Consider the following 13,931-nt stretch of genomic DNA (forward strand, 5'->3'; position numbering starts at 1 on the left):
TCTCAGAATCGGACGTTTCTGAGAATCAGATACCCGGTCGAGGACGCACACCGTGGCCTGCCCCATTTCTCGTGGTAGCTGGTGGATAGTGGTCAGTTGGATGGCCAGAGCGAAGTGATCTGGGGTGCCGTCGAAGCCGGTCAGCCAGGTCCGCGCCGAACTCCAAGCCGTGTTTGTGGGCTACGTGGCTTGCGGTGACGGGGCCCTGTCGAGCCCCTGTCGAGCCCTTCGAGCGCTGTCGCGCCACCCTGAATGGTTCAGCTTTATGCCGTGCTCGTTGCAATAGTGTGTGGCGCACAGTATCGTGTGACATGTGCACGATGACGATGAGCTGCTTGCCACCCATCTCCAGGAGCTGCGGCGGGGCACCGTCGTCCTGGCCTGCTTGCTCATGCTCGACCACCCCGACTACGGCTACGCGCTGCTCGACCGCCTCACCCGGGCGGGCCTCGCCGTCGACGCCAACACCCTCTACCCCCTCCTGCGCCGCCTGGAGAAACAGGGTCTGGTGACCAGCGACTGGAACACCGAGGAATCCCGGCCGCGCAAGTTCTACCGCACCAGCGACAGGGGCGCCGCGCTCGCCGCCGCGCTCAGTCGCGACTGGGACGAGCTCGACACCGTACTCCGCTCCCTGAAAGGCGCGTCATGACCACTACTGCCACCACCAACACGCTCACCGACCGCTATGTCGCGGCGGTCCTGCGCCACCTGCCCGGAAGCCGGCGAAGCGGAAGCCGGCGAAGCGGGAGCCGGCGAAGCGGGAGCCGGCGATCCGAGGACCAGCGGCCCGACATCGACATCGAACGCGAGCTGCGGGCCTCCATCGCCGACGCCGTCGACGACCGGGTGGAGGCCGGCGCCGACCGGGCCGAGGCCGAGTTCGCGGTGCTCACCGAGCTCGGCGACCCGGCGCGGCTGGCGGCCGGTTACGCGGACCGTCCGCTCCAGCTCATCGGCCCCGCGCTCTACCTCGACTACACGCGATTACTGACCGCCCTGCTCGTGACCATCGTGCCCGCCGTGGCCGTGGCGGTGGGGCTCGTGCAGGGACTGCGCGGGGCGGGCGCGCTCGACCTGATCGGCGACACCCTCGGTGCGGCGCTCACCACCGCCGCGCACCTGGTCTGCTGGACCACGCTGCTGTTCGCGACCATCGAACGCGTCGCCGGACGCGTCACCGGAGGCGCCGCGGGACGCCGCACGCCCGCCAGGCGCTGGACGCCCGACGCGCTCTCCGAGCCGCCCACCCGCCGCGCCCGCTACGGCGAGCTGATCATCTACACCGTGGCGATGGTGCTGTTCACCACCCTCATCCTGCTCTCCCCGGTGATCAGCACCGAGACCGACGCGCACGGCGCCCCCATCGGCGTGTTCGCGCCGTGGCTGTGGCAGACCGGCTTCGTGTACGCGTTCATCGCCCTGGTGACCCTGAACCTCGCCGTCGCCTACGCCAAGCACTACGCCCGGTGGAGCGTTCCGCTCGCCGTGGCCGGGACACTGGTCGAGATCGCCTGCCCAATCGCGCTGCTCTGGCTCGCCGCCGGTGACCGGGTGCTCAACCCCGGCTTCACCCAGGCCGCCGCCTGGCCGCAGAGCGCGACCACCTGGATCAACACCGCGCTCATCGTCGTGTCCGCCCTCACGATCGTCTTCGCCGTCATCGACGGCATCGCCCGAGCCACGCGTCGCTGAACCCACACGAATCAGGAGACCGGCATGAAAGCGATCGTCTATCAGGAGTACGGCTCGCCCGACGTCGTGCGTCACGCCGACGTCGACCGTCCCGCCCCGGCCGCGGGTGAGGTGCTGGTCGGGGTGCGCGCCGCCGCGCTCAACCACGCCGACCTGCTCACCCTGCGCGGCACGCCGCTCCTGCTGCGCCTGGCGTTCGGAGTGCGGCGGCCGAAGGCCACCGTCCTGGGACGCGCCGTCGCGGGCACGGTGGCGGAGATCGGCCCGGACGTCAAGGACCTCCAGGTCGGCGACGAGGTCTTCGGCGAGGCAGCCCAGCGCGGCTTCGCCGAATACGTCGCGATCCCGGCGAAACGCCTGGCCAGGAAGCCGGAGCAGGTGACGTTCGAGCAGGCGGCCACCTTACCCGTGGCCGGGATCACAGCCTTGCAGGCGCTGCGGCTCGGCGCCGCGCGCCCCGGTACGACGGTGCTGGTCAACGGTGCCTCCGGCGGGGTCGGCACGTTCACCGTGCAGCTCGCCAAGGTGCTCGGCGCCGAGGTCACCGGCGTGTGCAGCACCCGCAACGCCGAGCTGGTGCGCTCGCTCGGCGCCGACCACGTGATCGACTACACCCGCGAGGATTTCACCCGGGATACACGCCGCTTCGACGTCCTGATCGACATGGTCGGCAACCACCCGATCTCGGCGCTGCGCCGGCTCCTCGCCCCCGGCGGCATCTACATCGCCTCCAACAGCGCGGGTGGGCCGGTGCTCGGGCCCATTCCCCGGCTGCTGGCCACGGTCGCGCAGACGCCGTTCGTCCGGCAGCGGCTCCGCGTCCTGACCTCCCGGAGCACCGCCGAGGACCTGTGGACGCTCGCCGGCTTCGTCGCCGACGGCAAGGTGACACCGGTGATCGAACGCACGTATCCGCTCAGCGAGACCGCCGACGCCCTCCGGCTCCTGGAGCGGGAGCACGCCCGCGGCAAGATCGTCCTTCTGGCGTAGGACGAGGAGGCCGGGTGCCCAAGACCCGGGGCCTGGCCGAAAGTACGAGATCGCGGTCGGCCGAGGGGCGGGCGCAGGTCGGGCCGGTGGCCCGATGAGCCGTACCCGCCTCTCGTCGCAGGATCGATCCATGACCGAGCACTCGAATCCGACGCTCTCCCCGGTGGCGGCCACCGCGCCGCGGCCGCGTCCGCGTGCCTCCCGGCGTGGCGACGGCCGGCTCGTGCCCGCCGGGCTGATCGCGCTCACCGTCGTCCCGCTGATCGCCGGTGCCGTCCGGCTGACCGAGTTGTTCACCGGTGCGGAGGTCACATCCGCGAACGCACGGTTCTTCGACGCGCCGACCCCCGTGATCCTGCACATCTTCGCCGCCTCCGGCTACGGAGTCCTGGGCGCCTTCCAGTTCGCCCGCGGGTTCCGCCGTCGGCGGGGCCGGGCTGGCACCGGGTGTCGGGGCGGCTGCTGGTACCGCTGGGGCAGCACGTGCTGTTCTCCGTCCGGCCTGTCGTCCTCGGGGCCGTCGCCTTCCTTGGCCGGGCCGGACGGCGGCGTCTCCAGCAGGATCGTTCACGCCGTTGCCAGCCGGGCGGCCGCCACCCGCAGCCGGGGCAGGTTGCGCAGCTTCTCCTTGTCGGCCGCCCGGCCGGCCCGGGCCAGCAGCACCGTCGACATCAGCAGGTCGAACAGCAGCAGCGCGTCATCGACCGCGGTGCCCTCCAGCTGCCGCATCGTGGCCAGCAGGGTGGCCAGGCGGCGGTCCTTCTCCAGCTGTTCGATCCGGAACGCCTTGGCCATCATCCCGAAGCGGGCCAGCTCGGACAGCTTCACCGACGCCACCGCAGTGCAGTCCACCGCCCCCGTGCCCAGCCCCAGCACGTACGAGGCGCGATCCAGCGCCTGCTCCATCCCGGTGCCCGACAGCCTGGTCACCGCCGTACGCATCCACTCCAGAGTGGAGACCTTCTTACCGTCCGGCACCTGCAGGGTCGCCACCAGCTCGGCCCGCATCAGCGGCGGCGCAGCCTCCGCCAGGCCGCGGTTGATCGACTCCAGCACGGCCCGGCGCACCTCGGTGACCAGCCGGGACAAGGTGGTGATACCCGGCAGCAGCACCCGGTTGGTAATCAGCCACAGCACCGCCCGATCGAACAGCTCCCGGCGCGAGTCCCGGCTCTTGCGCACCCGCGAGGCAATGAACGTCGCCACCCCCCTCGGCGGCCGAGAACTCGCGATAGCCCAGCATGATCCGGATCTTCGTGGCATGCTCGTACGGCCCCGGCGGAGGACAAGCAGGCGACCGGATTGTCGCCACCGGCACCCCCGCACAGGTCGCAGCCAACGCCGACAGCATCACCGGCCGCTACCTGCGCGAGCCAATCGCAAGTCAGGAGTGAAGGAGACCTCGCGGATCGGTGATCGCGCCTCAGCCGATCGCAGGCCGAGACTCGGGACGTAGGGACCTCGGGTCACGGGTTGAGCAGGAAGGGCAGGCCCGCGTCGTGGACTCTGGTCGGACGAAGCGGCCTCCAACCCTCGATGAGCTTGGCGAGTTCGGCTTCGATGTCCACGGTGATGAACCCGAAGAAGTTGATGTTCTCGCGGTGGCCGGGGGCGATGAACGACAACAGTTCGTCGCCGACGTCGCGGCCCTGGGCGCGAAGCTCGCCGATCGCCTTGCCGTAGTACTCGGTGGTCCAGGTGATCACGGCGTTGGTGAGCAGGGTGAGGCACCATGCCTGCTCGGTCTGGTCTTGGAGGTAAGCCCGTACGATGGTGCCCTGCTGGGCGTAGTGCAGGTCGCGGCGTAGCGCGTGCAGGCTCTCGCCTTTGTTGAGCTGCCGGGAGATCTTGCGGCGGTAGACCGGATCGGACAGATAGCGGGCGGCGTGGATGGTCCGGCGCATCCGCCCCCACTCCTTTAACGCTGCCGCCAGGGTGTTCTGCCGGGAGGCCGCCGACCATTTCCCCACGATCAAAGACGCGGTCGCCTCTCTGAACTTGAGCGATCCGGCCATCCGCAGCAGATCCGGGTAACACTCGCTGATCAGATCTTCGTTCCACCGGTCGGCCAGCAGCGGCCCGGCGTGTGGATAACGAGCGTTCGTCAGGCCGGGGGCTTCCACCCGCAGCATGGTGATCTTCCCCAGGTCACGGATGCGCGGGGTGAGGGCCTTGCCGACCAGGTCGAACAACCCGAAATTGACCAGGGTTGCGCCGTGGGTGTCGGTGGCGTGCTCGGTGATAGGCAGGTCGGTGGCGTTACCGAGCAGTTCGTCCAGCGTGTATTGGCCCTCGCGAGCGGTCGGCACGATCTGCTTGGTCCCGTAGGTCGACCACTGATCGGACACATGGGTGTAGGTGGACAGGACCCGCCCACCATGGATGACCATGTCACGGCCGGTCAGCGACTTGCCCCGGACGGGGAACCGCTGCCCGTCGGAGGAGGACATGGTGCCGCCGCCGAACTTGCCGGCCAGATCCAGCGAGTAGTGGTGGTTGACCAGGACCGTGTTGGCCTCGCGCAGCGTCTCCTCCCGCACGTACCACTCCTGCGTCCACGCCAGGGTGTCGTAGGAGACCCCGCACGCCTCCGACATGCGGGTCAGCCCGAGGTTGGTGGCCCCGGCGATCAGCACGGCCAGGATGTTGCGCTTGAGCTCCACCGACAGCTTCGACTTCCGTCCACCCGCGTGGGTGAAGCACGCCAGGAAGCTCGTGCGGGCGTCCAACTCGATCAGAAAGGGACAGTCATGTCGCTGAGCAGGGCGATCACACAGCCTCGCCCACCGTGCCGCACGGCCACGGTGGGTGTGCTCCAGAGCTGATGAATGGCCCGCGCAATGCGCGGGCCATTCGTCGTGGTGGCGGGTCGATGTGTCTCAGGCGGTGCGGGCTGACAAAACCACTGGAGGAACTCGATCTCGATGGCCAGCACACCGAGGGCTTCCTTCTCGGGGCCGTAGATGCGGCGGATGTTGGCCAGTTGCTGTTCGCGGGAGCTTTCGGGGTTGACGTTGGCCGCGCCTTCGGCGTCGAGCATCTCCTCGAACGAGGCGTACCGGCTCACCCGCTTGACCCGGGTGAGGGCGTCGTCGCGGCCGCACACGAACCGGATGTGGTCCCCGGCCTTAAGGATGCGCAGGTTGGGGTACTGCACACGGACCTCGATGGTCTTGCGGCCGGCGGCGACAAGGCCGAAGTAGCCGGCGGTAGAGGTTCATCTCGCGGGCGCGTACGCCGGTGCTGCTGGCGGGACGGGCAGTCATGATGCGATCCGGTTCCTGGGTGGTGTAGCTGCGGTAGAAGTGCTTGGGGTCGGTCAGCATGCGGCCGACCAGCCAGACCATCGCGTCGACGAAGGAATCCGTGTCGCCGGGCCAGGTGGTGATGTGAGCATCCAGTCGCGAGTGCTCCGGCAATATTGACCTCATCTTGGTCTGCGACTTCGGCGGCCACGCCGGTCTGGAGACGACGCGCCAGAGCTGCGCTCACCGGGGATGGGGTGCAGGCGCCATCCCGGCGAAGAGGGCTTGGAGCAAGCGGTCGATGTAAGCGTGTGTGATCGGCTGCTGTGTGATCAGCAGTCGGAAGTACAACGGGCCTGACAGGATCTCGAAGGCCAGGTCCAGGTCGAAGTCGGATGCCAGTTGCCCTTGCTCCTTGGCGGTTTTGAGGCGAGCCAGGGTGTCGGCGGTCTGCGGCTGGATGAAGCGCTGGTTGAGGGCGGCGGCGACCTCGGGGGTGTGCTGGGCTTCGCCGATGAGGTCCTGGTACAGCGGTCCCCATGGTGGCCGGGCCAGGAGGTCGACGGCCCGGGTCATCACCTCGCGCAGGTCGGCCACGATGTCGCCGGTGTCGCGATGCTCCAGGCCTGTGGTTCTCGAGCTGAGAACCGCGTCGAGGAACAGCTGGGCCTTGGAGGGCCATCGGCGGTAGATGGTGTCTTTGCCGACGCCGGACCGGGCGGCAATCGCCTCCATGTTGAGCTTGGCGTAGCCGACCTCGAGGGCCAGGTCGAGGGCTGTCTGCATGATCGTTGCGGTCCGGTCGTCGGAGCGGCGGCGTGCGTTCATGGTGCCACCATATCGGGACGGGACGTTGGGTTTGACAATATAGCGACGTTCCCGCACGATAGGCATTCCATACGGGACGCCTCGTCCCGTTATCGGTGGCGCCGGCTAAGCGTGCGCTCACAGCCGTACGGAGGTGTCCTCATGTCACATTCCCAGCCAAGGACGCATCCTCGGGATGGGGCAGGGCACGGGCTACACGCTGATGTTCGGCGCCGCCACCGCCGGCACGCCCCGCATCGGCAGGGCGTTGCCTCCGCAACCACCTCCGCCCAGCAGGTCGGCATCGCCGGCGGCCTGGCCGTCCTGGTCGCGATCATCGACAGCCGCACCGGGTGCTGAACGGTGCCGCCTCGCGCACTGCGGTGTTCGCCGTGGCCGCCGGCATCGCCCTCACCCTCCTGGTCGCGCCCGGCTCCACCCTCGCCCGCCGCCGGGCCGTTCCCGCAGGCGCCAGCGAACGCGCCACCGTCCGCACGGCCGCCTGACAACCTCCATCACCCGAGGAAGACTCATGAACACACTGAACGCCCTGCGCTCCGTCATCCGCGGCCGGGTCTGGCTGCCCGGCGATCCCGGCTTCGACGGCGCCCGCCGTCCCTGGAACCTGGCGATCGAGCAGCCGGTGGCGGCCGTGGTGGAGGTCGCCGACGCCGAAGACGTCGCCGCGCTGGTCCGGCATGCCCGTTCCGCCGGGCTGGCCATCGCGGCCCAGCCCAACGGGCACGAGGCGACCGGCCGTACTGACGGGACGATCCTGCTGCGCACCGGTCGGCTGGAGACTCTGGAGGTCGATCCGGTGGCCCGGCGTGCCCGCGTCGGTGCGAGCGTGCCTTCCGGCCGGGTGCAGGCGGCCGCCGCGCCGTACGGCCTGACCGGCCTGCCGGGCAGCTCTCCGGTGGTCAGCGTCGCCGGTGTCGCCCTGGGCGGCGGGTTGAGCTGGTTCGGCCGTATGTACGGGTGGGTCGCCGACAGCGTCACCGCGTTCGACATCGTCGACAGCCAGGGCAGACAGCGGCACGTCACCGCCGGCACCGACCCTGATCTGTTCTGGGCGCTGCGCAGGCGGCGACTTCGCCGTCGTCACCGCCCTCGAACTGGCCCTGCACGCCGCCCCGCGCCTGTACGGCGGCCGGATGTTGTGGGCGGCCGAGCACGCGCCGGACGTGATGGACGCCTACCGGCAGATCACCGCCGACGCCCCGCCCGAACTGACGGTCTGGCTGGACCTGCTGCACTTCCCGGGCGCCGACCCCATGGTGGCCATCGACGCCACCTACCTGGGCGCCGAGAGCCAGGCGCGTGACCTGCTCGGCCCCCTGGACCGCCTGCCCGCTCCCCTGTCCGACAGCAGGCGGAGCATGCCGGTCTCCGACGTCGGCGGCATCACGGCCGAACCCACCGATCCCGGCGCGGGCCTCTCACGCGGCGAACTGCTGAGCGACCTCGGTGACGCCGCGGTCAAGACCTTGCTGGCCGACCCGATCGCCCCTCTGCTCAGCCTGCAGATCCGGCATCTGGGAGGTGCGTTCACCCGCCCGTCCGACAGCCCGCACGGCTCACTCATAGAGCCGTACGCCCTCTACCTGTTCGGCATCCCCGCCGACCCCGCCACGGCCGAGGCCGTCAAGGGCAAGCAGGCCGCTCTCGCCGACGCCCTGCCCGTCAGCGGCCGCAAGCCCTTCACCTTCCTCAACTCCGGCGAGAGCGCGGCCGACGCCTTCACTTCGGCCGCGCTGGATCGCCTGCGCGACATCAAGCGTCGCCTCGATCCGTACAACGTCTTCCGCAGCAACTTCCCGCTCCACCCGTGAAAGGCATGAGTGATGATCATCCTCCCGATCGCCCGCACCGTTCACCGGCTCGTGGAATGGGTGCCGCCTGCGGGCGCCTGAGCGTGCATCCCGCGTTCTCTTGAGTTCTTGACGTTCATGGGCGTACGCCGTTCCCGAACGAGTACAGCGTTCGAATCGCTTGAGGAGGAAACATGACAGTGACCGCCAGCCCTACGGCCGCGCTCCCGCGTGACGCGGGCGAGCCCAGGAAGAAGAGCCTGTGGCGGCGAGTCGGCCGCGTGTCGGCCTGGGCCATCTGCGTGCTGGTCGTCGTCTTAGGGGCGGCGTTCTTCGCGCCGCGCCTGCCCATCACCCCGGTGCAGGAAGCGTTGGGCGTGATCGCGCTGTTCGTGCCCTGGCTGACCGGGTTCCTGATGGTCTGTGCGCTCGGCGCCGCTGCCACGGCGGTGATGGCATGGCGGTCCGGCCGCCGTGCCCTGTTCGGCGCCGGTGTGCTGGCCGGGCTGCTGGCCGTGCTCATGGTCGTCGTGCCCTGGGCGGTGGCCGCCCGTACCGCGGAGGTCTCCTGGTCGGAGTACTTCGCCTCGCCGGCCGCGGCGACCCCGACCTCGACCGAGACCTACGCCACCGTCGACGGCCAGGACCTCAAGGTCGACGTGTACCGGCCGCGCGCGCTCGCCGCGAGCAAGCCCGCGCTGCTCTACGTCCATGGCGGCTCATGGAACTCCGGCACCCGCGCCGACAGCGCGCCCTGGCTACGCTGGATGGCCGACCAGGGCATCGCCGTCTTCTCCATCGACTACCGGCTGGCCCCGCCGCCGCGCTGGCAGGACGCGGTGGGTGACGTCAAGTGCGCGCTCGGCTGGATCCGTGGCAAGGCCGGCGAGTACGGCATCGCGCCGTCCAACGTCTCGATCGCCGGAGACTCGGCCGGCGGTCAACTCTCCATGATCGCCGCCTACACCGTCGACGACGCCCAGTTCCCGCCCTCCTGCCAGGTGCCCCAGGCGCCGGTGAAGTCCGTCATGGGCTGGTACGCGCCGACCGACCTGCCCCGCCTGCTCAACGAGAACGGCCTGCCCGGCGTGGCGGCCACCGTCGCGAGCGACTACCTCGGTGGCGGCATCGACAGCCACCGCGACCGCTACGAGGCATCCTCCCCGGTCACGCACGCCCGGCCCGGCCTCCCGCCAACCCTGCTCATCCAGGGCGACCGCGACCACATGATCCCCGCCACCCAGGCCGCCGACCTGGCCGCCAAGCTCGACGCCGCGGGTGTCCCCGCCACCGCCGTGACCATCCCCTGGGCGGAGCACAACTTCACCGGCCAGTGGGGCACCTAGGGATCGCAGATCTTGCGGCCCCATGTCCAGCGGTTCCTCCAGGAACACGCGATCAAGGGCTGAGGTGTCAGGTCGGCTCGGCGACCATCGGGTTGCCGAGCTCGAAAGACACTCCACGCGGCCGCCGTGATCGCGGCCGTGACCAGGGTCTACAAACACAAAGGAATGTGAACTATGTCGAAAGTCGCCAGCTGGGACATGAAGGGCACCTGGGACGGCAAGGGTGCTTGGGACACTCAGGGACGCTGGGAAGAGCACCAGCGCGCCGGGCTGAGCGAGGCGGGGCTGCGGCGGATGCGTGACGTGCTGAGCGGGCATGTCGTGTCAGGCGCGGTCCCCGGCCTGGTCGCCCTGGTCGGCCGGGGAGGCGACACCCACGTCGAGGCCATGGGAACGCTGCACGTGGGCGGCACCGAGCCGATGCGGCGGGACACGATCTTCCGGATGGCGTCGGTGACCAAGCCGGTCACGGCCGCCGGGGTGATGATCCTGGTCGAGGAGTGCCGGCTGGGGCTGGACGAGCCGGTGGACGAGTGGCTGCCGGAGCTCGCCGACCGGAGGGTGCTCGCCCGGATCGACGCCCCGCTGGAGGACACGGTGCCCGCCGCGCGGCCGATCACTGTACGGGACCTGCTGACCTTCACGTTCGGGTTCGGGGCGGTGCTGGCGCCGCCGGACACGTACCCGATCCAGACCGCGATCCGCGAGCTCGGCCTGGACACCACCTCACCGGGCTTCGGTCCTGAGGAGTGGATCCGCCGGCTCGGCACGCTGCCCCTGATGCACCAGCCGGGCGCGCTCTGGCAGTACCACACCGGCTCCGACGTGCTCGGCGTGCTCGTCGGCCGGGTGAGCGGGCAGTCGCTGGAGGAGTTCCTGCGCGAGCGGCTGTTCGGGCCGCTCGGCATGAAGGACACCGGCTTCCACGTGCCCGCCGACCGGATCCACCGGCTGCCGACCAGCTACGCCCACAACCCGGAGAACGGCGAACTGGTGGTGTGGGACGAGGCCGCCACCGGGAAGTACAGCACGCCGCCGGTGTTCCAGGCCGGCGGCGACGGGCTGGTCTCGACCGTCGACGACTATCACGCCTTCTACCGGATGTTGCTGAACAAGGGCACCCTGGGCGGCGAGCGCGTCCTGTCGCAGGCGTCGGTCGAGCTGATGACGATGGACCACCTGACGCCGGAGCAGAAGGTCGAAAAGGACGCCTTCGGCGACCACTTCGGCAGGCACGGCGGGTACGGCTTCGGCACGGCCGTCCGCACCCACCGTCGTGATCTGGCCTCGCCGGGGCAGTTCGGCTGGGACGGCGGCCTGGGCACCACCGCGTACGCCGATCCGGCCGAAGGGCTCACCGGCATCCTGCTGACCCAGGCCGCGATGGACTCGGCCCACACGCCCCGCCTCCACCGCGACTTCTGGACCACTGCCTACCAGGCGATCGCCTGACTAGGCGCCACGGCCAGGTCCTTGGTCAGGCCGCGGTTGGTGGAGGTCAGCGTGGTGCTGGCCATCGATGCCGGGCACGGTCGACCGCATCAAAGAGCAGTCCGATCGGCTGGTAGGACAGGCGCGCCGGTCGTCGCCGACCTGCCGGGCAACGCGCTGGCAACAGTGCCCGGCTACCCATGAGTCCACTGAAGAAGTGCGTGCATCGCGCAGACCGCTACGGGAGGTAACGGGGAATGGGAATACATCGGCGCAGAGCCGGCGCCCTGATGGTGGCGATGGCGGCGTTCTTACCGACGGCTTTGTCAGGAGTGGCCATCGCGATGCCAGCGGCTGCGACGGCCGAGTCGACGCATGCGGTGGCCTGGGGCTGGAACTTTTACGGCCAGCTCGGCAACGGCACACTGACCGACCGCCTCGAGTCCGTCTGCATGACCGGACCGGCCAACCTCCGCGATCTGGCCGCGAGCGCCTCCTCCTCCCACACGATCGCCATCACCGCCGTGTCGGCCTCGCCATCGCCTTGAGGGCGGCCAAACGCGACTTTTCGTTCGCATGCTCGTCAACCCCCTTACCACGCCCGTTCATCGTCGCTCCCCTTTTCAAAGCTCCGGTAGCTGCGGCTACATCACCCTGTGAAGGAGACACGCCCATGACCACTTGGACCGCCGACGAGCTGGAGCGCATCAGCACAGCCGACGAGCTGGACATCGCTCCGCAACGCCGCGACGGCGACAACCTGTTCGTCCGCTCCTGGCGCGGCAGCGGCGGCATGTGGTTCCGCACCGCCGGCTCCAGCCGCGCCGGCCGCGTCAGCGCCGGCGGCGTGACCAAAGACGTTACCTTCGCCGAAGAAGCCGATCCGGCCGTCAACGACCGCATCGACGCCGCTTACCGCAGCAAGTACGGCCACTACAGCGGGTACGTCGAGCCGATGGTCGCCGACACAGCCCGGGCCACCACACTCAAACTCCTGCCTCGCTGACCAGCCCGCCCACAAGCTCTTCCACCATGAACATGCGGCAGCGGCATGACCCATACGGGCGAGCCAAGGTAGGTACGTGATAATTAGCTATTATCACGTACATGAGCGATCACGGCGGCGCGGCGACCAGGAGAACCCCCCGCCGGGACGGTGCGCGACTCCGGCACGTTATCCGGTACATCCTTCGGGCAGGCGCGGCGACCGCCGCCCGGCGGCCGGCATGAGCGCCGCGCCGAAGATCTCCGCCCTGCGCGGCGGGCGCGTCACGCTCGCCGCGGCCGCCGACGCCTTCCTCACCACCCCGCGCACGGCCAACCCCAACACCCACCGTGCCTATACCTCGGCCATCGACCGCGTCATCACCCTCCTTGGCCGGGACCGGCCGCTCGCCGAGGTCGCCGACGCCGAGATCGGCACCGCGCTCACCGAACTGTGGGGCGCGAGCGCGCCGGCGACCTGGAACCGCAACCGCGCCGCCGTCACGTCCTGGCTCGCCTGGTGCCAGGCCAAGAAGCACTGGGCAGCGCCGTCGGTCCCGGCCGACGCTGAACGCCGCAGGAAAACCGTCGACGAGACCCGCGCCGTGGCCATGACCACGATCCACCGACTGCTGTCACGCCGCGACATCCCGCTCCGGGAGAAGACCCTGTGGCGGATGCTGTACGAGACGGCGGCCCGGGCCGCGGAGATCCTGGCGCTGAATGTCGAGGACCTCGATCTGGAGCACCGGCGCGCCCCCGTCCGGTCCAAGGGCGGCGCCGTCGAATGGGTGTACTGGGACAGCGGCACCGCCCACCTGCTGCCCCGGCTACTCCGGCTTCCGGATGGCGGCACGCGCACGCACGGGCCGGTGTTCCTGTCCGAACGCCGCCCGGTTCCGGCCCGCCGCCCGGCCGCTGACGACATCTGCCCGCACACTGGCCGCGCCCGTCTCGGCTACGACCGCGCCCGCGTCCTGCTGGACAAGTACGCCGGCCTCGATCTGCACCAGCTGCGCCACAGTGCCGCCACCCACCTCGGCGAGGCCGAAGTCCCGCTGCAGCTCATTATGGGTAAGACCCGGCACAAGAACCCCCGCACCGCCATGCGCTACGTGAAACCCGGCGCCGAAGCCATCGCCAAGGTCACCGAGGTTCTGGCGCCCCGTCGCCGTACCCACTGACCCTCGTTAGAAGAGTCAGCTGACCGATCCGGGACCATCCCGGCCAGATAGCTCTGGGTCTCCCCGGCCATTTATCGTCGGAGCTCACAGACCGGCGAGTGCGGGCAGTGGAGATCACGCCTCGGGGCGTCGAGCTTTTCGACGCGGCCCATGTGGCGGCGGAGCCGCTGGCCGGGCGTCTGGTCGCCGAACTGGGGCCCGGCGAGGCCGAGCAGCTGAGGGATCTGCTGACCCGGTTCGCCTACCCCGCGGGCGGTAAGGCGTAAGCCAGGCCGCGCGCCTGCCGCCTGCCGTGTGGGCGGGCTTCGTCTCATACGGCTTTCGCGGCGAATCCCGCCTCGGGGGCCGCGGCCGTCGCCCGGCGGGTGGACCTCGGCCCGGCCCCGGCGCGTACCTCGTCGGCTGGCGTGAGGGTTGTTCCCGCGACGGGGCGGCAGA

16 protein-coding genes and 1 pseudogene are annotated in these 13,931 nt (G+C 69.9%); 13 read left to right on the forward strand and 4 right to left on the reverse strand.

The genetic code is table 11. From position 1 onward, the window contains the following. The first annotated feature begins 313 nt into the window (after positions 1-313). From ACSDR0_RS38555 to ACSDR0_RS38565, 3 genes are read left to right on the forward strand one after another with little or no spacing between them, the layout of a single operon-like run. Complete coding sequence (locus ACSDR0_RS38555) at positions 314-652, forward strand: PadR family transcriptional regulator (RefSeq protein ID WP_435293897.1); 339 nt, start codon at positions 314-316, stop codon at positions 650-652. Continuing rightward, on the forward strand, positions 649-1,695 hold the full coding sequence (locus ACSDR0_RS38560; RefSeq protein WP_435293898.1) for a permease prefix domain 1-containing protein: 1,047 nt from the start codon (positions 649-651) through the stop codon (positions 1,693-1,695). The genes ACSDR0_RS38555 and ACSDR0_RS38560 overlap by 4 nt, the downstream gene beginning before the upstream one ends. Positions 1,696-1,719: 24 nt before the next feature. Continuing rightward, on the forward strand, positions 1,720-2,685 hold the full coding sequence (locus tag ACSDR0_RS38565; protein WP_435293899.1) for an NAD(P)-dependent alcohol dehydrogenase: 966 nt from the start codon (positions 1,720-1,722) through the stop codon (positions 2,683-2,685). 567 nt (positions 2,686-3,252) lie between these two features. Here the strand turns inward: ACSDR0_RS38565 and ACSDR0_RS38570 are convergent. Beyond that, a complete protein-coding gene (locus tag ACSDR0_RS38570; protein ID WP_435293900.1) occupies positions 3,253-3,891 on the reverse strand; it encodes a DUF4158 domain-containing protein in 639 nt (212 codons plus the stop codon). A 35-nt stretch (positions 3,892-3,926) separates the two neighbouring features. Between ACSDR0_RS38570 and ACSDR0_RS38575 the strand changes: the two genes are divergently transcribed. After that, positions 3,927-4,079, forward strand: a complete 153-nt coding sequence (locus tag ACSDR0_RS38575) for a hypothetical protein (RefSeq protein WP_435293901.1) — start codon at positions 3,927-3,929, stop codon at positions 4,077-4,079. Between the two features lie 72 nt (positions 4,080-4,151). Here ACSDR0_RS38575 and ACSDR0_RS38580 read toward each other — a convergent pair whose 3' ends face one another. The 3 genes and pseudogenes from ACSDR0_RS38580 to ACSDR0_RS38590 form a co-directional block, all read right to left on the reverse strand. Beyond that, the gene (locus tag ACSDR0_RS38580) at positions 4,152-5,414 is read right to left on the reverse strand and encodes a transposase (protein ID WP_435293902.1); all 1,263 of its coding nucleotides are present in this window, start codon (positions 5,412-5,414) and stop codon (positions 4,152-4,154) included. Between the two features lie 5 nt (positions 5,415-5,419). Next, positions 5,420-5,875: pseudogene (locus ACSDR0_RS38585) on the reverse strand (ASCH domain-containing protein); the annotation flags it as partial. 298 nt (positions 5,876-6,173) lie between these two features. Continuing rightward, entirely contained in the window at positions 6,174-6,758 is a 585-nt protein-coding gene (locus ACSDR0_RS38590) for a TetR/AcrR family transcriptional regulator (protein WP_435293903.1), read from the reverse strand. A gap of 332 nt (positions 6,759-7,090) precedes the next feature. Here ACSDR0_RS38590 and ACSDR0_RS38595 point away from each other — a divergent pair, with 332 nt between their 5' ends. The 9 genes from ACSDR0_RS38595 (at position 7,091) to ACSDR0_RS38635 (ending at position 13,759) form a co-directional block, all read left to right on the forward strand. Further along, positions 7,091-7,243: a hypothetical protein gene (locus ACSDR0_RS38595; protein ID WP_435293904.1), complete on the forward strand. Its 153-nt coding sequence runs from the start codon at positions 7,091-7,093 to the stop codon at positions 7,241-7,243. A gap of 26 nt (positions 7,244-7,269) precedes the next feature. Beyond that, the gene (locus tag ACSDR0_RS38600; RefSeq protein ID WP_435293905.1) at positions 7,270-8,061 is read left to right on the forward strand and encodes an FAD-binding oxidoreductase; all 792 of its coding nucleotides are present in this window, start codon (positions 7,270-7,272) and stop codon (positions 8,059-8,061) included. After that, positions 8,012-8,569: a BBE domain-containing protein gene (locus ACSDR0_RS38605; RefSeq protein ID WP_435293906.1), complete on the forward strand. Its 558-nt coding sequence runs from the start codon at positions 8,012-8,014 to the stop codon at positions 8,567-8,569. Before ACSDR0_RS38600 ends, ACSDR0_RS38605 begins: the two co-directional genes overlap by 50 nt. 173 nt (positions 8,570-8,742) lie before the next feature. Next, entirely contained in the window at positions 8,743-9,894 is a 1,152-nt protein-coding gene (locus ACSDR0_RS38610; protein WP_435293907.1) for an alpha/beta hydrolase fold domain-containing protein, read from the forward strand. A 174-nt stretch (positions 9,895-10,068) separates the two neighbouring features. Next, complete coding sequence (locus tag ACSDR0_RS38615; protein ID WP_435293908.1) at positions 10,069-11,346, forward strand: serine hydrolase domain-containing protein; 1,278 nt, start codon at positions 10,069-10,071, stop codon at positions 11,344-11,346. 278 nt (positions 11,347-11,624) lie between these two features. Then, complete coding sequence (locus ACSDR0_RS38620; RefSeq protein ID WP_435293909.1) at positions 11,625-11,873, forward strand: RCC1-like domain-containing protein; 249 nt, start codon at positions 11,625-11,627, stop codon at positions 11,871-11,873. Between the two features lie 125 nt (positions 11,874-11,998). Beyond that, complete coding sequence (locus ACSDR0_RS38625) at positions 11,999-12,331, forward strand: DUF2255 family protein (protein WP_435293910.1); 333 nt, start codon at positions 11,999-12,001, stop codon at positions 12,329-12,331. Between the two features lie 220 nt (positions 12,332-12,551). After that, positions 12,552-13,493: a tyrosine-type recombinase/integrase gene (locus ACSDR0_RS38630; RefSeq protein ID WP_435293911.1), complete on the forward strand. Its 942-nt coding sequence runs from the start codon at positions 12,552-12,554 to the stop codon at positions 13,491-13,493. A 98-nt stretch (positions 13,494-13,591) separates the two neighbouring features. After that, positions 13,592-13,759, forward strand: coding sequence for a hypothetical protein (locus ACSDR0_RS38635; RefSeq protein ID WP_435293912.1), 168 nt, complete (start codon positions 13,592-13,594; stop codon positions 13,757-13,759). Positions 13,760-13,931: the final 172 nt, after the last annotated feature.

This window comes from Streptosporangium sp. G11 (assembly GCF_051192615.1).
Classification (GTDB): domain Bacteria; phylum Actinomycetota; class Actinomycetes; order Streptosporangiales; family Streptosporangiaceae; genus Streptosporangium.